Origin of the sequence: Stappia indica (assembly GCF_020177335.1) — a bacterium.
In the GTDB taxonomy this organism is placed as follows: Bacteria; Pseudomonadota; Alphaproteobacteria; order Rhizobiales; family Stappiaceae; genus Stappia; species Stappia indica_B.
In genome coordinates, this window is the sequence record NZ_JAIVMG010000003.1 from 67,247 (window position 1) to 93,184 (window position 25,938).

At 65.3% G+C, this 25,938-nt stretch carries 23 protein-coding genes; 13 read left to right on the plus strand and 10 right to left on the minus strand.

The window, feature by feature from the left end; genetic code table 11:
* Positions 1–4: 4 nt before the first annotated feature.
* Positions 5–721, minus strand: a complete 717-nt coding sequence (locus LC062_RS04690) for an HAD-IA family hydrolase (protein WP_224909881.1) — start codon at positions 719–721, stop codon at positions 5–7.
* Between the two features lie 460 nt (positions 722–1,181).
* Between LC062_RS04690 and cysG the strand changes: the two genes are divergently transcribed.
* From cysG to LC062_RS04725, 7 genes are all read left to right on the plus strand, one after another.
* Positions 1,182–2,627, plus strand: coding sequence for a siroheme synthase CysG (cysG, locus tag LC062_RS04695; protein WP_224909882.1), 1,446 nt, complete (start codon positions 1,182–1,184; stop codon positions 2,625–2,627).
* Positions 2,628–2,641: 14 nt separating this feature from the next.
* A complete protein-coding gene (locus tag LC062_RS04700; protein ID WP_224909883.1) occupies positions 2,642–2,947 on the plus strand; it encodes a DUF2849 domain-containing protein in 306 nt (101 codons plus the stop codon).
* An 84-nt stretch (positions 2,948–3,031) separates the two neighbouring features.
* Positions 3,032–4,693, plus strand: coding sequence for a nitrite/sulfite reductase (locus LC062_RS04705; RefSeq protein WP_224909884.1), 1,662 nt, complete (start codon positions 3,032–3,034; stop codon positions 4,691–4,693).
* Positions 4,680–5,435, plus strand: coding sequence for a phosphoadenylyl-sulfate reductase (locus LC062_RS04710; protein WP_224909885.1), 756 nt, complete (start codon positions 4,680–4,682; stop codon positions 5,433–5,435). The genes LC062_RS04705 and LC062_RS04710 overlap by 14 nt, the downstream gene beginning before the upstream one ends.
* Positions 5,436–5,438: 3 nt before the next feature.
* The gene (locus LC062_RS04715) at positions 5,439–5,963 is read left to right on the plus strand and encodes a DUF934 domain-containing protein (protein ID WP_224909886.1); all 525 of its coding nucleotides are present in this window, start codon (positions 5,439–5,441) and stop codon (positions 5,961–5,963) included.
* Between the two features lie 200 nt (positions 5,964–6,163).
* Complete coding sequence (locus LC062_RS04720) at positions 6,164–6,976, plus strand: ferredoxin--NADP reductase (RefSeq protein ID WP_181761992.1); 813 nt, start codon at positions 6,164–6,166, stop codon at positions 6,974–6,976.
* Between the two features lie 175 nt (positions 6,977–7,151).
* The gene (locus tag LC062_RS04725; protein WP_224909887.1) at positions 7,152–8,357 is read left to right on the plus strand and encodes a lytic murein transglycosylase; all 1,206 of its coding nucleotides are present in this window, start codon (positions 7,152–7,154) and stop codon (positions 8,355–8,357) included.
* 21 nt (positions 8,358–8,378) lie between these two features.
* Here the strand turns inward: LC062_RS04725 and msrA are convergent, their stop codons facing one another.
* Entirely contained in the window at positions 8,379–8,996 is a 618-nt protein-coding gene (gene msrA, locus LC062_RS04730) for a peptide-methionine (S)-S-oxide reductase MsrA (protein WP_224909888.1), read from the minus strand.
* Between the two features lie 189 nt (positions 8,997–9,185).
* On the opposite strand from msrA, the gene LC062_RS04735 reads away from it, so the two are divergent.
* The gene (locus tag LC062_RS04735; RefSeq protein WP_224909889.1) at positions 9,186–10,640 is read left to right on the plus strand and encodes an aldehyde dehydrogenase family protein; all 1,455 of its coding nucleotides are present in this window, start codon (positions 9,186–9,188) and stop codon (positions 10,638–10,640) included.
* A 51-nt stretch (positions 10,641–10,691) separates the two neighbouring features.
* Complete coding sequence (locus LC062_RS04740; protein WP_224909890.1) at positions 10,692–11,441, plus strand: glucose 1-dehydrogenase; 750 nt, start codon at positions 10,692–10,694, stop codon at positions 11,439–11,441.
* Between the two features lie 8 nt (positions 11,442–11,449).
* Here the strand turns inward: LC062_RS04740 and LC062_RS04745 are convergent, their stop codons facing one another.
* From LC062_RS04745 to LC062_RS04755, 3 genes are all read right to left on the minus strand, one after another.
* Positions 11,450–12,703, minus strand: a complete 1,254-nt coding sequence (locus LC062_RS04745) for a diguanylate cyclase (RefSeq protein WP_224909891.1) — start codon at positions 12,701–12,703, stop codon at positions 11,450–11,452.
* 214 nt (positions 12,704–12,917) lie between these two features.
* On the minus strand, positions 12,918–13,553 hold the full coding sequence (locus tag LC062_RS04750) for a CoA transferase subunit B (protein WP_224909892.1): 636 nt from the start codon (positions 13,551–13,553) through the stop codon (positions 12,918–12,920).
* Positions 13,554–13,569: 16 nt separating this feature from the next.
* Complete coding sequence (locus LC062_RS04755) at positions 13,570–14,265, minus strand: CoA transferase subunit A (protein WP_224909893.1); 696 nt, start codon at positions 14,263–14,265, stop codon at positions 13,570–13,572.
* A 229-nt stretch (positions 14,266–14,494) separates the two neighbouring features.
* Between LC062_RS04755 and LC062_RS04760 the strand changes: the two genes are divergently transcribed.
* The gene (locus LC062_RS04760; protein ID WP_224909894.1) at positions 14,495–16,291 is read left to right on the plus strand and encodes an AsmA family protein; all 1,797 of its coding nucleotides are present in this window, start codon (positions 14,495–14,497) and stop codon (positions 16,289–16,291) included.
* Between the two features lie 65 nt (positions 16,292–16,356).
* Here the strand turns inward: LC062_RS04760 and LC062_RS04765 are convergent, their stop codons facing one another.
* From LC062_RS04765 to LC062_RS04785, 5 genes are all read right to left on the minus strand, one after another.
* Positions 16,357–17,181: an ABC transporter permease gene (locus LC062_RS04765; protein WP_224909895.1), complete on the minus strand. Its 825-nt coding sequence runs from the start codon at positions 17,179–17,181 to the stop codon at positions 16,357–16,359.
* Positions 17,182–17,212: 31 nt separating this feature from the next.
* A complete protein-coding gene (locus LC062_RS04770) occupies positions 17,213–18,214 on the minus strand; it encodes an ABC transporter permease subunit (RefSeq protein ID WP_224909896.1) in 1,002 nt (333 codons plus the stop codon).
* Between the two features lie 32 nt (positions 18,215–18,246).
* Positions 18,247–19,395: an ABC transporter ATP-binding protein gene (locus tag LC062_RS04775; RefSeq protein ID WP_224909897.1), complete on the minus strand. Its 1,149-nt coding sequence runs from the start codon at positions 19,393–19,395 to the stop codon at positions 18,247–18,249.
* A gap of 70 nt (positions 19,396–19,465) precedes the next feature.
* A complete protein-coding gene (locus LC062_RS04780) occupies positions 19,466–20,557 on the minus strand; it encodes a polyamine ABC transporter substrate-binding protein (RefSeq protein WP_224909898.1) in 1,092 nt (363 codons plus the stop codon).
* Positions 20,558–20,730: 173 nt separating this feature from the next.
* Positions 20,731–22,122 carry a glutamine synthetase family protein gene (locus tag LC062_RS04785; protein WP_224909899.1) on the minus strand — a complete coding sequence of 464 codons (1,392 nt, stop codon included), beginning with the start codon at positions 22,120–22,122 and terminating at the stop codon, positions 20,731–20,733.
* Positions 22,123–22,231: 109 nt separating this feature from the next.
* Here LC062_RS04785 and LC062_RS04790 point away from each other — a divergent pair, with 109 nt between their 5' ends.
* The 3 genes from LC062_RS04790 to LC062_RS04800 all read left to right on the plus strand — a co-directional run bounded on the left by LC062_RS04790 (position 22,232) and on the right by LC062_RS04800 (position 25,934).
* A complete protein-coding gene (locus LC062_RS04790) occupies positions 22,232–22,903 on the plus strand; it encodes a GntR family transcriptional regulator (protein ID WP_224909900.1) in 672 nt (223 codons plus the stop codon).
* A gap of 162 nt (positions 22,904–23,065) precedes the next feature.
* Positions 23,066–24,463, plus strand: a complete 1,398-nt coding sequence (locus LC062_RS04795; RefSeq protein ID WP_224909901.1) for a glutamine synthetase family protein — start codon at positions 23,066–23,068, stop codon at positions 24,461–24,463.
* A 73-nt stretch (positions 24,464–24,536) separates the two neighbouring features.
* The gene (locus tag LC062_RS04800) at positions 24,537–25,934 is read left to right on the plus strand and encodes an aspartate aminotransferase family protein (protein ID WP_224909902.1); all 1,398 of its coding nucleotides are present in this window, start codon (positions 24,537–24,539) and stop codon (positions 25,932–25,934) included.
* Positions 25,935–25,938 lie beyond the last annotated feature (4 nt).

The window sequence follows — 25,938 nt, forward strand, 5'->3', positions numbered from 1 at the left end:
GCGGTCAGTACCGCGTGGCCGATTCCATCTGCCGCGCGAGATCGAGAAGATCGAAGGCCACCACGTCCCAGGGCTCGCTCGGTTCCAGGTCCGAGCTCTGTGCCGGGCCATGCTCCCCGGGGCGGGCGAAGAAGGCGGTCTTCAGCCCGGCCTCACGTGCCGGGTAGAGATCGGCGTTGTGGGCGGACACCATCATCACTTCATCGGGCGCCAGTCCGAGGGCTGCGGCGAAGCTCACATGTGCGCTTGCCGGGTCTTTCTGCGTTGCGGCTGAGTCCAAGGCCAGCACGACGTCCCAGGGCAAGCCGGCGTGCTTTGCCAGCCAGGTCATCAACGCGACCGACCCGTTGCTTCGGGGCGCGATCACGTATTCCCGTTTCAGCGCCTTGAGACCGGGGACGCTGTCAGGCCAGGGCGGAAGCTTGCGCCACAGCTGTGGCAGGGCGGTGGTGTCACCGTCGCTGAGCTGCCCGTCCAGGCCGATTTCGGCCAGGCTCGCGCTGAGGGCGCGGGCAAGGGAGGCGTCGCCTGCGTGCCCGTCGACAGGCGACGGCCCATCCGCACGCAAGCTGTCGCGGCACTGTTCATGCCAGGCGTCGGCGAGGGTGGGGGCGTCGGCGTCGAGCCCTGCGCGGGCAAAGGTGCGCTCCAGTCCGTGAACCAGACCGCTACGCCAGTCGACGACGGTTCCGAAAACATCGAAAAGAATTGCTTTGATCACTGCGATATCGCTCGATTGGAAAAGTCAATGGAGTATGAAACAACTTCAATTCTGATTGTCTTGTTGGAAAAATCAATCAGGAGTTACAGTTTCCGGCCCGTGGTGTGTGCCGAGCGTCTTCAAGTTTTGATCGACACGATGTTGATGCCGTCACCTGCATATCCATCATGCGTGTGGTTCGTCATGTCTTGCACCTTGCGCGATCGGCCCTGAAGAAGAGCATGATGATACGGGATTCTGTGTAGCAATATATAACGAACTGACCTTTCCCTGGCACCCAGAATCTTTTGTGCGGGGCGGTCGCCGGATTGCGGGCAATGCCCGGCCCCTGTGGGCCTTCTCTGGGCAATCTGGTTTTTTTTTCTCTCCTTGCTCGCGGCTTTGAAATGTCATGCCCGGCGGATCCGGCGCCGACCGACTATGTGTTGATCGTGTTCGATGAAGCCGAAGGCCGGACCCGATGAGCCGTAATCTGCCAGATGACAGAAAACTGGATGTCTTCCCGACCTTCCACAAGGTGGCGGGGCGGCGCGTCGTCGTTGTCGGCGGCGGCGAGGAAGCGCTCGCCAAGCTGCGGCTCTTGTTGCAAAGCAGTGCGCGGATCGAGGTGGTTTCGACCGAGGTCGCCGCATCCTTGCGAGAACTGGTGGAGGCGGCGACCGGCGCGATCTGGCGGCGCGAGCCGTTCCGCCCGGGCCTGCTCAGCGGCGCGGCCTTGGTGTTTGCCGCCAGCGGAGAGCCGGAAACCGATGCGGCGGTGGTCGCTGCGGCGCGGGAGTTGGGAATCCCAGTCAATGCGGTCGACCGACCTGATCTGTGCGACTTCTATGTTGGCGCCCTGGTCAATCGCGCACCGGTTGCTGTGGCGATTTCCTCCACTGGCGCCGGGCCGGTTCTGGCCCGTCATATTCGGGCGCGCATCGAGGCGATGCTGCCGCGCGAAACCGGGGATCTGGCGCGTCTGGCCGAGAGCCTTCGCGGCACCGTGTCGCGGGTGATTGCCGGGGCGGCGGAGCGTCGCCGCTTCTGGGCGCGGTTCTTCTCCGGCGCGGTGGCGGCCAATCTCTTCGCAGGACGGACAGATGCCGCGCGCGCCGAGGCGCAGCGCCTGCTCAATGGGGAGCAAGAGGCGGCGGGCTTTGTCTGGCTGGTCGGCGCCGGGCCGGGGGCGGAGGATCTTCTCACCCTGCGGGCGCAGCGCTTGCTGCAGGAAGCCGATGTGATCGTCCATGATGCCCTTGTGCCGGAGGCGGTGGTGGCGATGGGGCGCCGCGATGCGCTGCGCCACCCGGTGGGCAAGCGCAAGGGCGCGCATTCGGTCTCGCAAGAGGAAATCAATGCCCTGTTGGTGCGCGAGGCGCGTGCCGGCAAGCGGGTCGTGCGGCTGAAAGCGGGCGATCCGCTGGTGTTCGGCCGCGCCGGTGAGGAGCTTGCGGCCCTGCGCGCGGCCGAGATCGGCTGCGACATCGTTCCCGGTGTTACCGCCGCGTTTGCGGCGGCGGCAAGCGCGCAGATCCCGCTCACTTTGCGCGGCGTCGCCTCACAACTGGTGTTTGCCACCGGTCATGACAAGGACGGCGAGACCCTGCCGGCCTGGGCGGACTTGGCGCTGCGCGGCGCCACGGTCGCGGTCTACATGGGCCGTTCGGTAGCGGCCCGGGTGGCCGCCCGCCTCGGTGACGCAGGGCTGGCGGACGCAACGCCAGTGGCCGTGATCGAGAATGCCGCCCGCCGCGACGAGGCGTTTTACAGCGGCACCCTGGCCGATCTCGCGCTGGTGGAAAGCCGCAAGGAGATCGACGGCCCCGTGTTGATCGTCATCGGCGATGTAGTGGCCGAGGCCGATCTCGCCCGCGCGCGCCCCTTGCGCGCGCCACTGATCGAACACGCGACTGCCGCGGCCTGAAGGAGAGAACCGGAATGAAAGCGCTTACCGCCAATCGCCTGATCGACGGCGAAGTCGTCTGGCTCGGCCGCGCGGCGGCCTGGGTGGAAATCCTCGCCGAGGCGCGGGTTCTGGAAGGGGAGGCGGCCGAGGCCGAGGCTCTTGCGTTGGGCGCAGCGGCGGTCGCCGGCCGGCTGATCGTCGATCCCTACCTGATCGACCTGGAGCGGGCGGACGGGGGGCTTCAGCCGGTGCGCCTGCGCGAACGCATCCGCGCGCATGGCCCGACCATGCGGCCCGATCTGGGCAAGCAGGCGCGGCCGCACAGCTCCGCCGCCTGAGTTTTCCGGCCTTTCGCCCGCAACGGCACGAGACATCACAAGGCGCACGACTTGCCGAGGCCACGCGCCGCCGAGGATCTGACCATGTACCGATACGATGAGTTCGACGAGAGCTTCGTCTCCTCCCGGGTCGCCCAGTTTCGCGACCAGGTGCGCCGCCGTCTGTCCGGCGATCTGAGCGAGGATCAGTTCAAGCCCTTGCGGCTGATGAACGGTGTCTATCTGCAATTGCATGCCTATATGCTGCGGGTGGCGATCCCCTATGGCACGCTGAATGCCCGGCAGATGCGCAAGCTGGCGGAGGTCGCGCGGACCTATGACCGGGGCTATGGCCATTTCACCACCCGGCAGAACATCCAGTTCAACTGGCCGCGACTGCAGGACGTCCCCGATATCCTTGCCGAGCTGGCCGAGGTGGAGATGCATGCCATCCAGACCTCGGGCAACTGCATCCGCAACGTGACGGCGGATCATTTCGCCGGGGCGGCCGCCGACGAGGTTGCGGACCCGCGTCCCTATGCGGAGATCCTGCGGCAATGGTCCTCGCTCCATCCGGAGTTCTCGTTCCTGCCGCGCAAGTTCAAGATCGCCGTTACCGGCGCGGCCCATGATCGGGCGGCGGTTCAGGTGCATGATATTGGGCTGCAACTCGTGCGCGATGAGGCGGGGAGCATCGGTTTCACCGTGTTTGTCGGCGGTGGGCTCGGGCGCACGCCGATGGTGGCGCGCAAGGTGCGCGATTTCCTGCCGGAGACGGATCTGCTCGCCTATACGGAGGCAATCCTGCGCGTCTACAACCGCTACGGTCGCCGCGACAACAAATACAAGGCGCGGGTCAAGATCCTGATGCATGAGACCGGCCTCGACACCTTGCGCGCCGATATCGAGCGCGAGTTTGAGGAGGTTCGCAGCGGCGTTCTCGATCTGCCAAAGGCGGAGGTGGATCGGATCACCGCCTATTTCGCGCCGCCGCCGTTCGCGCAAGAAGAAGCGGGAGACGCGGACGCCTTCGCTCAGGCGCTCGACAGTGATCCGGCGCTTGCCGTCTTTGCAGAGCGCAATCTGGCGCCGCATAAGGCGCCGGGCTATGCCAGCCTGACCATATCCCTGAAGCCGATCGGCGAGGCGCCGGGCGATGCCTCGGCCGAGCAGATGGAGCTGGTGGCCGATCTGGCCGAAACCTTCGGCCATGACGAGATCCGGGTCAGTCATGAGCAGAACCTGGTGCTGCCGCATGTGCGCAGGGCCGACGTGCCGGAGATTTTCCGCCGCTTGCGAGGAGCCGGGCTGGCCGAGGCCAATGCGGGTCTGATCACCGATATCATCGCCTGCCCGGGCATGGATTATTGCGCCCTGGCAACCGCGCGGTCGATCCCGGTGGCCCAGCGCATTTCCGAGCGGTTCGCCGCATCGGGGCGGCAGCAGGAGATCGGCGACCTGAAGGTCAAGATTTCCGGCTGCATCAACGCCTGCGGCCATCACCATGTCGGCCACATCGGCATTCTCGGCGTGGAGAAGAAGGGCGAGGAATACTACCAGATCACCCTTGGCGGCTCGGGCGACGAGAACACCGCCATCGGCCAGATCGTCGGGCGGGGCTTTTCCTATGACGGCATCGTCGATGCGGTCGAGACCGTGGTCGATACCTACCTCGGCCTGCGCCAGTCGCCGCAGGAGGATTTCCTGGCCGCGTATCGCCGGGTTGGCGATGCGCCCTTCAAGGAGGCGCTTTATGGGACGGCCTGACCCAGTGCTGCGCCGGGATGCGCAGCTTGATGCCGCGCGCGAGGCGAGCCTGCTCGGCGAGCGTTTGCGCGAGGCCAGCGCCAGCGAGGTGATAGCGACAGCACGCGAGCGGTTCGGCGACCGGCTGGCGCTGGTCTCCTCGTTCGGCGCCGAGTCCGCCGTGCTCTTGCATCTGGTGGCCGGCGTCGATCGCTCGATCCCGGTGCTGTTCATCGATACCGGCAAGCTCTTCCCGGAGACCTTGCGCTACCGCGACCGCCTGATCGAGAGCTTCGGCCTCCAGGCGGTGCGGACCATCGCCCCGGACGCCGCTGATCTGGCGCAGGAGGATCCGGCCGGCGCCTTATGGCTGAGCGATACCGATGCCTGCTGCGATCTGCGCAAGACCCGGCCGCTGGCCCGCGCTCTTGCCGGGTTCGACGCCTGGATCTCCGGGCGCAAGCGCTTTCAGGCCAGCACCCGCTCGAACATTCCGGTGTTCGAGGCGGATGGGGCCCGGATCAAGGTCAATCCGCTGGCCGACTGGGATCCGGGGGATCTGCGTGCCTATGCGGCCGAGCACGGGCTTCCCGCGCATCCACTGGTGGCGCAGGGCTTTCCCTCCATTGGCTGCCTGCCTTGCACCAGCAAGGTCGCGCCGGGCGAAGATCCGCGCTCCGGTCGCTGGCGTGGTCAGGAGAAGACCGAATGCGGGATCCACTTCGCGGTGCCCCAGGAAAACGAACAGGGAGCGGGGATCTGAATCATGCAGGCTGACATCTACAAGGAAAACGGGTTTTCCATCGACGACTGGCAACTTCTGGAAGAAGATCAGGCGGTTCCGACCGAGCCAGGGCGATTTCTCGTGTCGCTGGAACGATTTGTCGCAGCGCCAGAGGCGTTTGCCGACTTGCGGGAGATCGCGATTCTGGTGCGCGCTGGCGATGATGTGACCGTTCTGGCGCCCCATCTCGACCGATTTACCATGGTGGCGATTGAATTTGCTGCGTTCTCGGACGGAAGAGGTTATTCTTCCGCAAGGTTGTTGCGACAGAGGCTATGCTACCGTGGCGAGTTACGGGCGGTTGGTGATGTCCTTCTGGACCAGATCCCGCTGATGCGGCGTTGCGGTTTCGATGCCTTCAAGGTGGTGCATGAGCCCACCCGGCGGGCGCTTGAAACTGGTCATCTGGCGGAGGTGCCGCTATACCTGCAACCGGCGGCGCGGCCCGATGAGCAACCTGCGGGCGCGCGTGCCTGGGCGCGTAGCCCGGTCGGCTTGGCGAGATGAATGGCGGGTGCACCGCGGCCCCCCTCTCCCCAGCCCGTGCCGGGTGACGTGGCTACGGTTTCACGAGGGCGGACCTTCGCCGGTCCGGGACGGTCATGGAAATGGCGCACGTGGATCGCTCTGCGCCGGTCGATTGGACAGGAAACGGGGTGGAACCGTTCGGGTTCCGTCCGACATCTTGCGAAGCTGGGGAATAAATCATGAATGTGGTCGATCTTGCCGCCGGACTTTCGGATGCGGTGCCTGCGGGCACCTTTGTCGAGACTGTCACCGACGTTCAGCACTACACGGCGGATCTCTTCCGGTTCCGCCTGACCCGCCCGGCAAGCTTCCGGTTTCGCTCCGGTGAATTCGTGATGATCGGCCTGATGGTCGGCGAAAAGCCCATCTTCCGCGCCTATTCGATTGCCAGCCCGTCCTGGGACGAGGAACTGGAGTTCTTCTCGATCAAGGTGCCGAACGGCCCGCTCACCCAGCATCTGCAGAAGATCAAGCCGGGCGATGTGGTGCTGATGAAGAAGAAGCCGACCGGTACGCTCGTCAATGATGCGCTGGTGCCCGGCAAGCGGCTCTACATGTTCTCCACCGGCACCGGCGTTGCGCCCTTCGCCAGTCTGATCCGTGATCCGGAGACCTACGAGAAGTTCGAGGATGTGATCCTGACCCAGACCTGCCGCCAGGCCGCCGATCTGGCCTATGCGCAGGATGTGGTCGCCGCTGCCAAGGCCGATCCGTTGATCGGCGAGCTGGCGTCCGAACGGCTGCGCCTGTTCACCTCCACCACCCGTGAGCCACACCCCTATCAGGGCCGGATCACGACGCTGATCGAGGATGGCACCCTGTTCAAGGCGCTGGACGTGCCGCCGCTCGATCCGGCCACCGACCGGGCGATGATCTGCGGCTCGATGGCGATGATCCAGGACACCAAGACGCTGCTTGAGAAGAACGGCCTGACCGAGGGCGCCAACAACCGCCCGGCCGAATTCGTGATCGAGCGCGCCTTCGTCGGTTAGCGCTGTCGCGCGGGCAGTCGGCTAACACCCGGCAAGGGCGATGGGTTCGCGCTGCTGCGCAGGTTATCAAGCAACGTACAAAGGCAACTCCCGGTGGCTTGCCGCCGGGCCTGCCATCATCATGCCAAGATGACGTTGTCCTCTGCGCGCGGAATATGGCGCGGGGAGGCGGATGATGACGGGTTGGCGTGCGCGTTGCGGTAGAATTGGGCTGGCACTGGCCGGCGTGATGGCGTTTGGCGGCATGGTCCCGGACGCCCGGGCCGCCAGTCTCGATGCCTGCGTGGCGTCGATCCGCACGGAAGCCCTGAAGAAGGGGGTGAGCCGCACCACCGTCGACAAGGCGCTCTCCGGGGTGGCCTATGACGAAAAGGCGGTCCGGTTCTCCACCGCCCAGCCCGAATACAAGACCCCGATCTGGGATTATCTCGCCTTTCTCGTCGATGAGCAGCGCATTGCCGATGGCAAGGCCATGGCGAAGAAGCACGCGCGCACCCTTGCCGCCGTGGAAAAGGCCTATGGCGTCGACCGCTACATCGTTCTCGCGGTCTGGGGCGTGGAAAGCGACTATGGCCAGTTTCGCGGCGATTTCCACGTGCCGCACGCGCTGGTCAATGTCGCCTGTTCCGGCCGCCGGGCGAAATACTTCCGCTCCGAGCTGATCCACCTTTTGAAGATTGTCGACCGGGGCGATGTGCGTCTTTCCGATCTCAACGGCTCCTGGGCCGGTGCCTTCGGCCAGACCCAGTTCATGCCCTCCACCTACCGCCGGCTGGCGGTGGATCAGGATGGCGATGGCCGCCGCGATCTCGTCAATTCGGTTCCCGATGCGCTGGCTTCGACCGCCAACTACCTGCGCAAGTCCGGCTGGGTTACCGGGATGCCCTGGGGGTATGAGGTCAAGCTGCCGAAGGGCTATCGCGGTCCCTCAGGTCGCAAGAAGCGGGCGAGCGTCAGCGCCTGGGGCAAGCGCGGGCTGCGTTATCTGGATGGCGAGGTGCTGAAGGGAAGTGCCAAGGCGGGCCTGCTGCTGCCGGCCGGGGCCAATGGGCCTGCATTTCTCGTCTTCAAGAATTTCAATGCAATCTATTCCTACAATGTCGCCGAGAGCTACGCCCTGGCGATTTCCCATCTGGCCGACCGGATCCGGGGCGGCGGTCCGTTCAAGACCTCCTGGCCTACATCCGATCCGGGCCTGTCGCGGGCCGAGCGTCTGGAGCTGCAAAAGCTGCTGCTGAAAGCGGGCTATGACATCGGCGAGGCCGATGGCCGGGTCGGTGCGGCGACCCGTGCCGGCATTCGTCAGGCGGAAGCACGCCATGGCCTGCCGCAGACCGGCCGGCCGGGGCGCAAGATCTACAGGGCGCTCGGTGGCCGCTGACCGGCGCTTTTTCGCGCCCGGTCAGTGCTGCTTGCCGGGAATGCCGGCGAAGGCGTCTTCGCCCCAGACTGCGTTGATCCGGGCATCGCGGCCGCAAGACCAGCGGTAGTAGGCGTAGCGGGTGGGGTTCTTGTCGTAGTAGTTCTGGTGATAGTCCTCCGCCGGGTAAAACGGCGCGGCGGGCAGGACGGGCGTGGCCAGACGGGCGCCGAGCGCGGTGGCCGCCGCGGCTTTTGCGGCTTCCGCCCTGGCCTTCTGCTCCGGCCCGGCGACGAAGATGGCGGTGCGGTAGGAGGCGCCGCGATCGCAGAACTGGCCGCCGGCATCGAGCGGGTCGACACTGCGGAAGAAGGCGGAAAGCAACGTCTCATAGCTCACCCTGGCGGGATCGAAGCGGATCCGCACCGCCTCGTAATGGCCGGTGCCGCCGGCCGACACTTGCTCATAGGTCGGGTTGGCGAGCGACCCGCCGGTGTAGCCCGAAACGGTTTCCAGCACTCCGGGAATGCGGTCGAAATCCGATTCCACGCACCAGAAACAGCCGCCGGCGAAAATCGCGGTTTCGGCGGTTTGCGCCCGGGCATGGGCGCCGAAGAGCAGCAGCAAGGGCAGAAGCAGAAGGGCGGCAGGACGAGACATCGGGGAACCTCCATTTGCCGGCATTTGCGGCCCGGAAAGACGTGCGATCAAGCAACATTGTGATCGCGCGGGCTCACAAGATCGGCATCGGTTCGGCGCGTGCGAAGTGATTGCGGGGACACCGGGGTTCCTTTACCGTCCGTTGAAACGGCTGGGAGACCGTTCGCGACAGACAGGGAGGCACGCGACGTGGACAGCGATATCGTCCAGTTCCAGGCGCTGATCGACGGGGCGCGATGCGAGGCCGCCGGTGGTGGCCGGATCGCCATGCACTGCCCCTCCGACGGTGCGATCTTCGCCAGCATTCCGCGCTGCGACGGCGGCGATGTCGGCCGTGCCGTGGTCGCTGCCCGCCGAGCGTTCGAGCGAGAGGACTGGGCCCGAATGCCAGCGGCCGAGCGCGGCGCGATTCTCTCCCGGCTGGCAGCCCTGATCCGGGACAATCTGGAGGCCTTGAGCGCGCTTGAAAGCCGCGATACCGGAAAGCCGCTGCGGCAGGGACGGGCGGATATCGTCAATGCGGCGCGTTATTTCGAGTTCTATGGCGGGGCCGCCGACAAGGTGGCGGGGGAGACCCTGCCGCTGCCGCCGGAGGTTCTGGCGCTGACATTGCGCGAACCGCATGGGGTGGTCGGCTCGGTGGTGCCGTGGAACTATCCGGCGCAGATCATGGCGCGCGTGGCCGGCGCCGCGCTGGCCATGGGCAATACCCTGGTGATGAAACCGGCCGAGGATGCCTGTTTGTCGGTGCTGGCCATCGCCGGCCTGGCGCTGGACGCCGGACTGCCGGCCGGTGTGTGGAACGTGGTGACCGGCTATGGCGAGGAGGCCGGGGCGGCGCTCGCCGATCATCCCGGGATTGATTTCCTCACCTTCACCGGTTCGCCGGAGGTGGGCACGGCGATCCAGAGCGCGGCGGCGCGCAATCATATCGGCTGTACGCTGGAGCTCGGCGGCAAGTCGCCGCAGCTTGTGTTCGCCGATGCCGATCTGGATGAGGCACTGCCGGTCATCGTCAATGCCATCGTACAAAATTGCGGCCAGACCTGCTCCGCCGGCAGCCGGCTTCTGGTGGAGGCGTCGATCCTGCCCGAGGTCGCAGGCCTGTTGCGTCAGCGCTTCCGCGCGCTGGTGGCCGGCCCGCATGACCGCGATCTCGATCTCGGGCCGCTGATCAGCGCGGCGCAGGTGCGGCGGGTCGGCGCCTTTGTCCGCGAGGCGGAGACGGCGGCGATCCCGCTGATCGCCGAGGGAAGCATCGCCCCCGATAGCCCGCCGGGCGGCCACTATGTGCCGGCGCGGCTCTATGGTCCGGTCCCGGCAAGCGCCCGGCTGGCACAGGAGGAGGTGTTCGGTCCGATTCTCGCTGTCATCCCCTTTGCGGATGAGGCGGAGGCGGTCGCCATCGCCAATGGTACCGAGTATGGCCTGGTGGCCGGGGTCTGGACCCGCGATAGCGCTCGCGCCCTGCGGGTGGCCCGCAAGGTGCGGGCCGGTCAGGTGTTCGTCAACGGCTACGGCGCGGGGGGCGGCGTCGAGCTGCCGTTCGGCGGTTTCAAGAAGTCCGGCCATGGCCGGGAAAAAGGATTTGAGGCGCTGCGGGAGTTTTCGGCGCTGAAAACGATTGTCATCCGGCACGGCTGAGACAGGGGAGGCGCCTGTCGCACCGTGGCCGGTTCTTTTGGGGGGATGTGAATGAGCCAGAGGCTTGCAGGGAAAGTTGCCATTGTTACCGGCGCCGGATCGGGGTTCGGCGCTGGCATTGCGCGGCGTTTCGCCGAGGAAGGGGCTGAGGTGATCGTCGCCGACCTTAATGGCGAGGCGGCCGCCTCGGTGGCCGGGGAGATCGGCGCGGCGGCGGAGGCGGTGACCGCCGATGTCACCCGCATGGCGGATGTTGAGGCCATGTGCGCGGCGGCCGAGGCCCGTGGTGGTCTCGACATTCTCGTCAACAATGCCGGCTACACCCATCGCAACAGCGCCATGCTCGATGTGGATGAGGACATCTTCGACCGGGTGTTCGAGGTCAACGCCAAGGCCATCTATCTGGCGGCGAAGGTGGCGGTGCCGATGATGCGCGCGCGCGGCGGCGGGGTGATCCTGAACACGGCCTCGACGGCGGGCCTGCGCCCGCGTCCCGGCCTGACCTGGTACAATGCCTCCAAGGGCTGGGTGATCACCGCGACGAAGTCGATGGCCGTTGAACTGGCGCCGGACAACATCCGCGTCAACGCCTTGTGTCCCGTGGCCGGCGAAACCGGCATGCTGCATCTGTTCATGGGTGAGGACACGCCGGCGAAGCGCGAACAGTTCCTGGCTTCGATCCCGCTTGGCCGGTTCTCGACCCCGGCGGATATGGGGAACGCTGCCTTGTGGCTGGCCTCGGAGGAAGCCTCCTTCATCACCGGTGCTGCGCTTGAGGTCGATGGCGGCCGCTGTATCTGACGCACCGCTTAGGAGGCAACCGTGCGATTGCGGCCGCCGTGTTTGGCGGCGTAAAGGCGCATGTCCGCTGTCCTCAGCGCCGCGTGCAGGGTTGTCTCCGTGCCCGCCGACAGGCCGGCGCTGATGGTCACGGGGCCGAGCATGCCAAGGGGGCCGGAGGTGCCGGTGCGCTCCAGCAATTGCTCCCGCAGCCGGGTGACGAATTCCAGGGAGGCCTGGGCATCCAGGCCCGGCAGCAGCACACAGAACTCATCGCCGCCGAGTCGCGCGGGAAAGGCGCGGGGCGGGCTGAGGGTGCGCAGCAGCTCGCCGAACTGCCGGATCAACTCGTCTCCCTGCTCATGACCGTGACGATCGTTGACCGATTTGAACCGGTCGATGTCGATCGCCGCGACGGTGATCGCCTCGCCGGCCTTTCGCGTGCGGTCGAACAGGGTGTTGCCATCGGAAAACAGGTGTCGCCGGTTTGAAATCCCGGTCAGCACATCGCCATGGGCCATGGCGGACAGCGTCTGGATCCGGTCCAGCATGTCCAGGTTCTGGGAAATGCGCAGCATGAACTCTTCCGGCGTACAGGACTTCGGCAGGAAGTCATTGGCGCCGGATTTCAGGAAACGGGCGATAACGTCGGGACCTGCGCGGCTGGACAGGCCGATGACCGCAAGCTCGTTCATGCCGTAGCGGCTGCGCAGGGCGCGCAGCAGTTCAAAGCCGTCCGCCTCGGGCATGATATAGTCGAGGACCACCAGCCGCAGGTTATCCAGGGTATCGAGCATGGCAATCGCTTCGCCATAGCTCGCCGCCGTGTGAACGCGCAGACGATAGAGCTCCAACCGCCGGGCAATCACTTCCGTGTCGGTACGGCTGTCATCGATGACCAATGCGTCGATGCCGCGGTTGGCGTGCACCCGCCGCACCAGCGTGGTGAGGTAGGTCAGGCTGGCGGGGCTGTCCTTGAGAATGTAATCGACGATGCCCTTGCTCAGCAGCGTTTCCCGAAGGCTCTCATCGAACCGGCCGGAAAACACGATGGTCGGAAGGCTTGCGGCGAGCGTTACGTCAACGATCTCGCCATCCGGGGCATCGGGCAAGGTCAGGTCGACAAGGGCGATCACCGGCTTGAACGCCGGATCGGCAAGCAGAGCCTCGGCGTCGGCGCGGCTGGTCGCGGATATGACCTCCAGCCCATCGATCTCATCGAGATGGCGACGGATGACCCGCTCGAAAAACGAGGCGTCTTCTACTAGCAATATCTGGCTCATGGGCAGTCAACTCGCATGAGGGCTGCTGAAGAAACGCAGAATGGCCGGGGTGGGTAAAGGAAGGGTTCAGAAAAGGCAGTTCTGCGGGCTGGAGATTCTCCCGAGGAAGCTTCTGGAGAAGGTTCGGGCAACTATCGAATTATATGAATGTGTATTTTGGGATAAGCAGATGAGGCGGGCCGGGTGAGTACTCCGGCCCGCCAGAAGGGTGTCGTCAGGCCGGAACCTTGAGCTTGGCCTTGGTGTTGGCCAGCACGTCCTCGACGGTGACGCCGCTTGCCAGCTCCACCAGCTCAAGCCCGTCCTCGGTGACATCGAAGACGCCGAGGTTGGTAATGATGCGATCGACGCACGCTACGCCGGTCAGCGGCAGCGTGCAGCTGTCCAGAAGCTTCGGATCGCCCGCCTTGGAGGTGTGGTCCATGATCACGACGACGCGCTTGACGCCGGCGACGAGATCCATCGCCCCGCCCATGCCCTTGACCATCTTGCCCGGGATCATCCAGTTGGCGAGATCGCCGGTCTCCGACACTTCCATGGCGCCGAGGATCGACAGGTCGATGTGACCGCCGCGAATCATCGCGAAGCTGTCGGCGGAGGAGAAGTAGCTGGTCTGCGGCAGTTCGGTGATGGTCTGCTTGCCGGCGTTGATGAGATCGGCATCGACCTCGTCATCGGTCGGGAAGGGGCCCATGCCGAGCATGCCGTTCTCCGACTGCAGCGTCACGTGAACGCCCTCGGGAATGTAGTTGGACACCAGCGTCGGGATGCCGATGCCGAGGTTGACGTAGAAGCCGTCTTCCAGCTCCTGCGCCGCGCGCTGTGCCATTTCGTCACGAGTCCAAGCCATGATGCTCTCCTTGTCCTCAGGCCGCGCGGGTGGTGCGCTTTTCGATCCGCTTCTCATGCGAACCGACGATGATCCGGTCGACGAAGATGCCGGGGGTGTGGATGTTGTCCGCATCCAGCTCGCCGATCTCCACCAGCTCTTCGACCTCGACCACGGTCGCCTTGCCGGCGGTGGCCATCATCGGGTTGAAGTTGCGGGCGGTCTTGCGGAACATCAGGTTGCCTTCCCGGTCCGCCTTCCAGGCCTTGACCAGGGACACATCGGCCACGAGGCCGGTTTCCATGATGTAGGTCTGGCCGTCGAAGTCCTTGTGTTCCTTGCCCTCGGCGATCAGCGTGCCGACACCGGTCTTGGTGTAGAAGCCGGGAATGCCGGCGCCGCCGGCGCGAATGCGCTCGGCCAGGGTCCCTTGCGGGTTGAACTCAAGTTCGAGCTCGCCATTGAGATACTGGCGCTCGAAGGTGGCGTTCTCTCCAACGTACGAGGAGATCATTTTCTTGATCTGCCGTGTCTGCAGCAGAAGGCCGAGGCCGAAATCATCGACACCCGCATTGTTGGAGATGGCGGTGATGGCCTTCGCGCCACTGTCGCGCAGGGCGACGATCAGGTTTTCCGGAATACCGCACAGGCCGAACCCACCGGCCATGACCGTCATTCCGTCGAAGGTCAGTCCCTCCAGCGCGCTTGCCGCGTCGGGGTAAACTTTATTCATCGGGATCTCCTCGCATCGGATAAACGCCGGGTACATGGCCCAGCATGAACCCTTCGTTTGGCGTCTTGTGATAGCGCCGAAGTGTGCCCACCTCAAGCGCCAACCGGATCTTGTGCCCGAGCCAGTCCGGCTTTGTCCTTGAACCGGTCCCGGTTTCCCCCTATCCCGCTTGACAGGGGCGGGGAGGGCAACCGCGACACTTCCGCACTGGCATCAATCGGACTTTTGCATGACACGCCTTCTGGCCATCGCAGCAACGATCCTGATCCTCGGACTGGCACTCTTTTTCGGTCCCCGCTGGCTCGTCACCGGAGAGACAGCCCGGCTGCGGGCCGAGGCCGAATTGTCGGACTGGCTGGGCGCTGTGGTTCGTCTGCCGACCGCCCCGTCCGTGGAGCTTCTTCCCGAGCCGCGCCTCACCTTGGCCGATGTCCGGCTGGAGAGCTTGGGCGGCCTGTGGTCGGTGACGGCGGGCCGCGTTCACGCGCGTCTCGACGCCTTTGCCCTGGTGTTCGGCGAGATGCGTTTCACCGCGTTTCAGGTCGAGAATCCGCGTATTCGTTTGGGGGATGGCGTGCTGCCCACCGGCGCCGGCTGGCGTGAGCACTTGCGCGCCGCTGCGCGGGAGCTGCACCGGCTGACCGCCTATCCGCTCACGGTGACCGACGGGGTTCTGCTTGGAGACGCCGGAGAGATGGCGCCGCTCATCGACCGCATTTCCCTGCGCTTTGTTCGGGATGGGCAGAAGAGCGGCATTCGCGGCGGTTTCCAGCTTGCCGATCAACCGGTGGATATGGCGGTGAGCCTTGCCGATCGGGACAGTCTGACCGGCGCGGCGGGCGGTGCCGTGGCGCTGACGCTGGAGGCGCCGCTGGCGTCGCTGCGTCTCGATGGGGAATTGACCGGCGCCGGTGGCGGTCCGCTGGCGGGCCAGTTCGCATTCGCCGCCAGTGATCTGCGTGGTCTCGGGCAGCGTCTGGGATACCAATTGGCAGCGGAGGCCGCCTTCGGCGCCGGTCGGCTGGCGGGAACCGGGCAGTTGTCGCTCGATGCGTTGACGTTGGACAGCGCGCGGATCGAACTCGATGGCAACATCGGCGAGGGACGGCTGGCTGTCGGCATGGCGGACGCGCGTCCGCGCCTGGAAGGGACCCTGGCCTTCGAGCGCCTCGATCTGTCCGCTTATCTGCACGAGGCGCCGGCGCTGGGACGCGGCGCGTGGCGGCGGGCGCCGCTGGCAGAGACGCTCAGGCAGATGGATCTCGATCTTCGGGTTTCTGCCGGCGACCTGATCGCCGGCGATCTCGCCCTTCGCCGCACCGGCCTGTCCTTGTTGCTGCGCGATGGCGACTTTTCCTTTGATCTGAGTGAAGCGACGCTGGCCGGCGGCCGCGCGTCGGCATCACTGCGGGCGAAGCCGGATCCGGTGTCACGCGGGTATGCGGCGACCATGACCGTGCTCGCTGAGGACCTCGACCTTGTCGCCTTGCCCTGGCCACAGCAGATGGAGGCGCGGCCGCAAGGGGGGCGCATGGCCGGGCGCGGCAGCGGTGTGGCGGCGGGCGAAAGCCTTGACGACTTGCTCACGGGCTACAAGGTGACGGCAGCGATCGACATGCGCCAGGCCCGGCTCGCGTCCGATGGATTGGCTGCGGCAATTGGCAGACTTGGGGCGCCGGGCACACCGGCGTCCTCCGGACGCTCCACGTTCGGCAAGCTGGATCTTGCGCTGGAGATCGCCCCGGACATGATCACCGTACACCGGCTGCTGGCGGAAACCGGCAAGCATCGGCTCACGGCCTCCGGACGGGTGTCGCGGTCGGAGGGAAGCCTGGCCCTGCGCGGGGTCGTCCTTGCTGCAGCGGAGGACCAGAGCTCCAGGGGCGAGCTGGAAGGCGGGACCTCCGCCGTCGGCGTGCCCGTGCTCATGCGCGGAACCTGGAGCGAGCCGCTGCTGCTCCCGGACCTGACCAAGTTTGTCGGTCCGCCGCGCCGGACGAGGAAAACGCAAGCTGGCGGACAGTAGGGCGCCCGCAAGGAATTGCCCTCCGTACCGCCAAGGTGCCGGGTTCCGGAGCCTTGAGAAAAAGGTCAGGCCTGCTGGGCTTCCGCCAGCCGGATGTCCTGTTGCCGACGCACCTCCTGGCGCTTGGTCATGAGCGAGACGGCAATCACCACCACCGCCACCAGACCGACGAGAATGGTCGAGATCGCGTTGATCTCCGGCGTCACCCCAAGGCGCACCTGCGAATAGATCTTCATCGGCAAGGTGGTCGCGCCGGGGCCGGTGGTGAAACTGGCAACAACAAGATCGTCGAGCGACAGGGTGAAGGCCAGCATCCAGCCGGCGACGACGCCCGGCAGGATGATCGGCAGCGTCACGGAAAAGAAGGTGCGCAGCGGCGGGCAGCCCAGATCCTGCGCCGCTTCCTCCAGCGAGACGTCGAAGCCGGTCAGGCGCGATTGCACCACCACGGCGACATAGCACATGGCGAAGGTGGTATGGGCGATGATCACCGTCCAGAAGCCGCGCGCCTGATCGACCGCGACGAACAGCAGGAGCAGCGACAGGCCAAGGATCACCTCCGGCATCACCAACGGGGCATAGACCATGCCGGAGAACAGCGTCCGGCCGAGAAACCGCCCGGAGCGGACCAGAACGAGCGCCGCCAGCGTCCCCAGCAGCGTGGCGATGGAAGCGGAAAGGAAGGCAACCCGCAACGTCACCCAGGCCGCGTCGAGAAGCTGCTGGTTGTTGAGCAATTCGCCGTACCAGCGGGTCGAGAACCCGCCCCAGACCGTCACCAGTCGGGAATCATTGAAGGAATAGATCACCAGCAGGATGATCGGCAGATAGAGAAAGGCAAGGCCGAGTGCCACCGAGGTCACGTTGAACCAGCTTGGGCCGTTGCGCATCACATCCCCTCCGTGCGGGTCGCCGCCGCGCTCATCGGCCCTTCTCCGTCGCCCGCTGCTGCTGGTTCTGGAACAGGACGATGGGCACCACCAGGATCAGGAGCAATAGCACCGCCACGGCGGAGGACACCGGCCAGTCCCGGTTGTTGAAGAATTCGGTCCACAGGGTCTTGCCGATCATCAGCGTGTCCGAGCCGCCGAGCAGGTCCGGGATCACGAATTCGCCGACCGCCGGAATGAAGACAAGGAAACAGCCGGCGATCACCCCGGGCAGCGATAGCGGAACGGTGATGGTCCAGAAGCTGCGCCAGGGCGGGCTGCCGAGGTCGCTGGCCGCCTCCAGCAAGCTTTCGTCGAGCTTTTCCAGCGTGGCGTAAAGCGGCAGCACCAGGAACGGCAGGTAGGAATAGACGATGCCGATATACACCGCCACATTGGTGTTGAGGATCGTCAGCGGCGTGTCGATCAGCCCGAGCCACAAGAGGAACTGGTTGAGCAGCCCTTCGGTCTTGAGAATGCCGATCCAGGCGTAGACGCGGATCAGGAAACTGGTCCAGAACGGCAGGATCACCAGCATCAGCAGTGTCGGACGCCACGCCTTCGGCGCGCGCGCCATGCCATAGGCCATGGGGTAGCCGACGATCAGGGCGATCAGCGTCGACGTCGCGGCGATGACAATACTGGAGACGTAGGATTTCCAGTAAAGACTGTCCTCCGTCAGCCAGAGATAATTGTCGATCGACAGCGCCGTGATCCCGGAGACGAATGCATCCCAGCCGGCGGCAAGGTCGAAGGTCGGCAGATAGGGCGGAATGGCGACCGCCACCTCCGACAGCGAAATCTTGAAGACGATGAAGAACGGCGCCAGGAAGAAGGTGAGCAGCCAGAGATAGGGTACGGCGATCAGCAGCCAGCCGCCGAGCCCGCGCCGCACGCGCGGGCGGACGGTCCGTTCGATGTCCGGCCCGTCTGTCGCCGCTTCGCGTGCGGTCGACCCGAACGGTGCACCGGATGCGCTGTCGCCTGCCGTCATCCTTTCCCCTCGCTGTCCGTTTGGCGTCCCCGCTACCGGGTCAGCACGATGCCCGCGTCCCGGTCCCAGGACAGCCACACCTTGTCTTCCCAGCTCATCGGCCGTTCCACCACCCGGCTGTGATTGGCCACGGTGGCGCGGATGGTCTCCTCATCGCGAATATGGGTGTGGTAGATCGAGACGTCGCCGAGATAGCCGATGTCCCACACCTCACCGGAGAGCCGGTTGACGGTGGTGGCGGGCTTGTCGAAGCCGATGCGCACCTTCTCCGGACGAATGGCGAACCAGACCGTGTCGCCGACGCTGGCCTCGACCGGCTGGGCCACCTCGATGTCGCAGTCGAAGATCTCGGACCGCAGGGCCGAACTGTCGCCGTTGCGCCCGGTCAGCTTGCATTCCAGAAGGTTGATGTCGCCAATGAAATCGGCGACGAAGCGGGAGTTGGGCAATTCGTAGATTTCCGAGGGCGTCGCGATCTGGACGATCCGGCCCTTGTCCATCACCGCGATCCGGTCGGCCATGGTCATCGCTTCTTCCTGATCGTGGGTGACGATCACGAAGGTCATGCCAAGGTCCTGCTGCAGATCGGTCAGCTCGAACTGGGTTTCCTCGCGCAGCTTGCGGTCGAGCGCGCCCAGCGGTTCATCGAGCAGCAGCACCTTCGGCTTCTTGGCGAGAGAGCGGGCCAGCGCCACCCGCTGCCGCTGGCCGCCGGACAGCTGATGCGGCTTGCGCCGGGCGAAATCCTCAAGCTTCACCAGCTTCAGCATCTGCGCGACCCGCTCGGTGATGGCGGCTTTGGCCATGCCTTCCTGCTTCAGGCCGAAGGCGATGTTCGCTTCCACCGTCATATGCGGGAACAGCGCATAGGACTGGAACATCATGTTGACCGGCCGGCGGTGCGGCGGAACCCCGTGCAAGGGTTGGCCATCGAGGAAGATCTCGCCGGAATTCGGCGTTTCGAAGCCGGCCAGCATGCGCATCATTGTTGTCTTGCCGCAGCCGGAGCCGCCGAGCAGGGCGAAGAACTCCCGTTCGTAGATTTTCAGGGACAGGTCATCGACGGCGGTGAAGTCGCCGAACCGCTTGGTGACATTGCGAAACTCAATGAACGGGGTTGCATTCCCGTCTTCCCAGGGTGCGAATGCACGGCGCACCGGACCGATCGGTTTCTTTGCCAAGGGAGCCCCTTCCCTGTGCCTGCGAGGGACGACAAGGCCCGGCGCTGAAGCGCCGGACCTTGCGAACGTGTCACTGACCGGTCTTGACCTTGGTCCATTCGCGGGTGCGCACCCGCATCGCCTTCGGCGACTTGGTGGTGACGGAGAACAGGTTCTCGATCGTCGCCTCGCTCGGGTAGATCGCCGGATCCTCCAGCACTTCCTTGCTGACGAAGGCCTGGCTCGCCTTGTTGCCATTGGCATAGAAGACGTAGTCGGTGGCCTTGGCGACCACCTCGGGCTTCATGATGTAGTTGAGGAAGGCGTGGGCCTCCTCCACATGCGGGGCGTCCGCCGGGATCGCCATGTTGTCGAACCACATCATCGCCCCTTCCTTGGGGATGCTGTAGGCGATCGTCACGCCGTTGTCGGCTTCCGCCGCCCGGTCGCGGGCCTGCAGCACGTCGCCCGACCAGCCGATCGCCATGCAGATGTCGCCATTGGCCAGCCCGTTGATGTATTCGGAGGAGTGGAACTTCTGGATATAGGGCCGGATCTTCAGGAGGACCTCGGTCGCCTTGGCGAAGTCTTCCGGCTTGTCGCTGTCCGGATCGAGACCAAGGTAGGTGAGGGCCGCGGGGAACATCTCGTCCGCCGTGTCGAGCACGTGGATGCCGCAATCGGCGAATTTGGAGACCACCTCCGGCTTGAAGAGCATGTCCCAGCTGTCGACCGGCGCATCCGGCATCCGCTCCTTGATCTTCTCCACGTTGTAGCCGATGCCGGTGGTGCCCCACATGTAGTTGATGGCATGTTCGTTGCCCGGGTCGAAGCGTTCGATCCGCGACATGATCTGCGGCCACATGTTCTCCAGATTGGGCAGTTTCGACTTGTCCAGCTTCTGGAACACGCCGGCCTGCACCTGGCGGCCGAGGAAGGTGCCGGTCGGCACCACAACGTCATAGCCCGTGCCGCCAGCCAAGAGCTTGGTTTCCAGGATCTCGTTGCTGTCGAAGACGTCATAGACGACCTTGATGCCGGTTTCCTTGGTGAAGTCTTCCAGGATGCTCGCATCGATATAGTCGGACCAGTTGAACACCCGCACGACCCGATCCTCGGCGGCAAGGGCGGAGCTGCCCAGAAGGCCGAGAAGCGCGGCACCCGCAAACAACAGTTTCTTCATGACAACTTCCTCCACTTCCCCGTCCGGTGGTGTCGCGGCCTGCCTTCGCCTGGCGGCCTGGCCGCCTGTTCGCTGTACCCTAGATCAAGAGGCGATCCGGTGAAAACACTTGATTTTCCCTGTCGTTCGCGTGTCCCGGTGATTGAAGCGTCCGTCAGCTCGCGGTGTGGGCGTCAAAGGTAGGTTTGCCGCTCCAGCGTCGATATTTCCCGCCCGAATGCGAAGAGTTCGTGACGCTTGATATCCACAAGAACCTTGTGCATGTCCGCGCCAACCGCGTCGATCATGCGCTGCGAGGCGGCGAAGGCGTCGATCGCTTCGTCCATCCACGGGGTCAGACGCGGTGCGGTCTTCTCATAGGCGTTGCCCTCCACCGGGGGCGGCGGCGCCTCCGCTCCGGTAATGCCCTGCAACATGCCGGCGAGCACGCCGGTGAGCACCAGATAGGGGTTGGCGTCGGCGCCGGCGATCCGGTGCTCGATCCGCGCCGATTCCGGTGTTCCGGCCGGCACCCTGAGGGCAACCGAGCGGTTGTCGTAGCCCCAGCAGATCGACGTCGGGGCGTAGGAGCCCGGCTGCATCCGGCGGAAGCCGTTGAAGGTGGAGACGAACAGAAGATGCGCCTCCGGCATGGTGTCGATCAGCCCCTTGATCGCATGGCCGAGCCGGGTTCGGCCGCTGTCCGGATCGGCGAAGATGTTGCCCGCGCCGTTCTCCAGGCTGACATGCACATGCATGCCGCTGCCGGGCCACTCGACGAAGGGCTTGGCCATGAACGAGGCCTTGAGATTGTGCTTGCGGGCGACACCGGCCACCAGCCGGCGCAGCAGCACCGCGTCATCGGCCGCGCGCAGCGGGTCGCGGCGGTAGTGAAGGTTCAGCTCGAACTGCCCGGGCGCGGCCTCCGACACGGCGGCGTCGGCGGGAATGTCCTGGGCGTCCGCCGAGCGGCGGATCTCGTCCACCAGCGGCATGAAGGCTTCCAGGTCCGACAGCGCATACATGTTCTGCCGCGCCGGGCCGAGATGGGTGGAGAACACCGGCTGCGGCGCGCCGCTCCAGTCGCCGTCCTCCCGGTCCTCGAACAGGTAGAATTCCAGCTCGAAGGCTGCGGTGGCCGTCAGGTCCTGCCCCGCCAGCCGGTCGGTCATCCGCGCCAGCACATGGCGCGGGTCGCACAGGAAGGCGCCGCCATCCCGGTCATGCATGGACAGAAGCACCTGCGCGGTCGGCCGGTCGGCCCAGGGTACGGCGCGCAAGGATCCGGGCACCGGCCAGCACACGCCGTCCTTGTCGCCGGTCTCGATATGCATGCCGGTCTCCTCGACCTCCCGGCCCCAGACGTCGAGACCGAACAGGGAGAAGGGCAAGGCAACGCCGTTCTCGAACACCTTGCGCAGGGCGCTGCCGGGCAGCCATTTGCCGCGCAGCACGCCATTGCTGTCGGGCAGGATCACCTCAAGCGTGTCGAGATCCGGGTGCTCCGCCTCGAAGCGGGCGACCTCGTCCTGCCAGGTGTCGTCGCCGGCGGGCCGTTGCCAGGCCGAGCGCGAGGTTTGCAACATGAAATCCTCCGGATGGGCGAACCGCGAGAGGCGCGATTGCCGGGACAGCGAAATTGTGATCACATAGCCTGTGCGGTGTCAAGAAAGCCAGCTTGGGAGATGGGCGGCGATGTTGGAGCAAGGGGCCGGATCGGGGCCGGGAGCGCCGGTTGCGGCGGTGCGCGGATCGATCCGGGACCGGGTGGAGAGTGCGGTGCGCGAGGCGCTGTTGACTGGTCGGTTCGTGCCCGGGCGGGCGGTGACCTTGCGCGGGCTTGCCAGCGAGCTCGGGGTCAGCCCGATGCCCGTGCGCGAGGCGGTGCGCTCCCTGTCGGCCGGGCATGCGCTGGAGGTGCGGCCGAACGGTCGCATCCAGGTGCCGACCATGACCGAGGCGCGGCTGGCGGAGATCCTCAAGGCGCGCCTGTTGCTGGAGCCGGAGTTGGCGGAAATGGCTGCGTCCTACCCCGCCGATCTTGATGCCGATGCCTTGGCCGCGCTGGATGATCGGGTCGATGAAAGCCTGATCGGCGGCGATGCCGAAACCTACATGCGCTTCAATCATGCCTTCCATTTTCATATTTACCGGGCGTCGCGCTCCGAGGTGCTGCTGCCGCTGGTGGAGAATTTGTGGCTCCAGTTCGCCCCGTTCATGCGCACGGTCTATGGTCGGGTCGGCACGGCGGCGCTCGACGATCATCACAAGGAGGCGGTTCAGGCGGTCCGCGATGGCGACGCGGAAGCCTTGCGCTCAGCGGTTGCAGCCGACATCCGCTGCGGCATGGAGCTGCTCGATCGGTAGGAGTGGGCTGTTGGATCCGGGCGCCGCTGAGATTGACAAGTTGAAAATTGTGATCACAAGATGCGCGGGTTTCGTGCAAGCCCTGCCATGAGGCTGGGTCACCGTGAGCGGTGACCGACTTCGGCGGGGGAATTTCGAGGGGAATGCCCGGAAAGGTTCGTTGTGAGCAAGAAGAAGAAATCCTCGCCGAAGATCGACAGTCTGCGCGGCGTTGCCTCGCTGGAGGAGGCCACCATCTGGCTGGCCGAGCGGGGCATTGAGGATATCGAATGCATCGTTCCGGATCTGGCGGGCGTGGCCCGAGGCAAGATGATGCCGACGGAGAAGTTCTTCTCCGGCCCGGTGATGACCATGCCGGCGTCGATCTTCGCCCAGACGATTTCCGGGGACTATCCGCCCGACGACGATCGCTTTCAGCACAACGCCACTGACGGCGATCTGTTCTTCCAAGCCGATTATTCGACCCTGACACGGGTACCCTGGGAGACCGATCCGACGGCGCAGCTCATTCACGATGCCTATACCCGCGAGGGCATTCCGGTGGAGACCGCCCCGCGCAATGTGCTCAAACGGGTGCTGCAGCTTTACGAGGATGAGGGCTGGGAGCCGTTGGTCGCGCCGGAGATGGAATTTTATCTGGTCCGTCCCAACACCGATCCGGATTATCCGCTGGAGCCGCCGACCGGCCGGTCCGGCCGGCCCGAGGTGGGACGCCAGTCCTATTCGATTTCCGCGCTCAACGAGTTCGATGACCTGATCGACGACATCTACGACCTGTCCGGTGCGCAAGGGCTGGAGATCGACACCCTGATCCATGAGGAGGGGGCCGCGCAGATGGAGATCAACCTGCGCCACGGCAATCCCCTGGTGCTGGCCGATCAGGTGTTCCTGTTCAAGCGGACCATCCGCGAGGCGGCGTTGCGGCACGACATGTATGCCACCTTCATGGCCAAGCCGATGTCGAACCAGCCGGGTTCGTCCATGCACATTCATCAGTCGGTGATCGACCGGGAGACTGGCGCCAACCTGTTCTCGCGCGCAGATGGCGAGCCAAGCGCGGAGTTCCTGTCCTTCATCGCCGGTCATCAGACCTATCTGCCGGCGGTGACCTGCATTCTCGCCCCTTACGTCAACTCCTACCGCCGGTTCAGCCGCGACACCACGGCGCCGGTCAATGTCTACTGGGGCTATGACAACCGCACCGTCGGCCTGCGGGTGCCCAATTCCAAGCCTTCGGCGCGGCGGCTGGAGAACCGGGTGCCGTCCTCGGACGCGAACCCCTATCTCGCCATCGCCGCCTCGCTCGCCTGCGGCTATCTCGGCATCAAGCAAAACCTGACGCCGGACGAGCCGCGCAATGGCTATTCCAGCGACAAGATGCATGCGCTGCCGCGCGCGCTGCTCGATGCGGTGGCGCTCTTTGGCGAATGCGACGAGCTGATCGATGTGTTCGGCGAGAAATTCGTCGCCACCTATCGGGCGATCAAGCAGGAGGAATTCGAAACCTTCATGGCGGTGATCAGCCCCTGGGAACGGGAATACCTGCTTCTCAACGTTTGAACGCGGGCGGCGCTGCCGCCTCACTTCCCCCTGTCCTGCCCAAGGACGAGATCTGATTCTGGAGATACGCGCCATGACCGGTGCATCGAACCGCTACCCGACCCGGGACCTGCAGGCCCGTGACGCGGCCCATCACATCCACCCTTTCACCGACACCGGTGCGCTCAATCGGGAGGGGCCGCGCATCATCACCAGCGCCGATGGGGCGTGGCTGACCGACAGCGACGGCAAGCGGTATCTCGATGGCATGGCCGGGCTGTGGTGTTGCCAGGTCGGGCATGGCCGGCAGGAAATCGCCGACGCGGTGCACCGGCAGATGTGCGAGCTGGAATATTACAACACCTTCTTCAAGACCAGCCATCCGCCGGCGGTCGCTCTGGCGGAAAAGCTCGCCGAGCTGACCCCGCCGCAGTTCAACCGGGTGTTCTTCACCTCCTCCGGCTCGGAAGCCAATGACACCGTGTTCCGGATGGTGCGCACCTACTGGGACAAGATGGGCCAGCCGGAGAAGAAGACCATCATCGGCCGCTGGAACGGCTATCATGGCTCGACCCTGGCTGGCACCAGCCTTGGTGGAATGAAGGGGATGCATGAGCAGGGCGACCTGCCGATCCCCGGCGTTCACCATATCGCCCAGCCCTATTGGTTCGGCGAGGGCGGTGACATGTCGGAAGAGGAATTCGGCCTGTGGGCGGCGCGGGAGTTGGAGCGGGCCATCGACGAGATCGGCGAGGACAAGGTGGCCGCCTTCATCGCCGAGCCGATCCAGGGTGCGGGCGGGGTGATCATTCCGCCGAAGAGCTACTGGCCGGAGGTCTCGCGCATCTGCAAGGAGCGCGGCATTCTGTTGGTCGTCGATGAGGTGATCTGCGGCTTCGGCCGGCTCGGCACCTGGTTCGGCTCCGACTATTACGGCCTGGAACCGGATCTGATGCCCATCGCCAAGGGGCTCTCCTCCGGCTATCTGCCAATCGGCGGCGTGATGGTCTCCGACCGGGTGGCCAGCGTCTTCATCGACCAGGCCGGTGATTTCCATCATGGCTTCACCTATTCCGGTCACCCGGCCTGCTGCGCGGCGGCGCTTGCCAATCTGGAGATCATGCAGCGGGAAAAGCTGGTGGAGCGGGTCGCTGACGACATCGGCCCCTATCTTCAGGCGAAGTGGACAGGGCTGGCCGATCATCCGCTGGTTGGTGAGGCGCGCATGGTCGGGCTGGTCGGCGCGCTGGAACTGGTGCCGGCCAAGGGCGACCGGTCCCGCGCCTTCGCACCGGTCGGTGATGTCGGCACCCTGTGCCGCGACCTGTCGTTCGACAACGGGCTGGTGATGCGCGCGGTGCGCGACAGCATGATCATCTCGCCGCCGCTGGTGTTGACCCATGAGGAGGCCGATCTCCTGGTCGAGCGCACCGCCAAGACCCTTGACGACACCTATGCGGTGCTCAAGCGCGACGGCCGGCTCGCGGCCTGAGGGC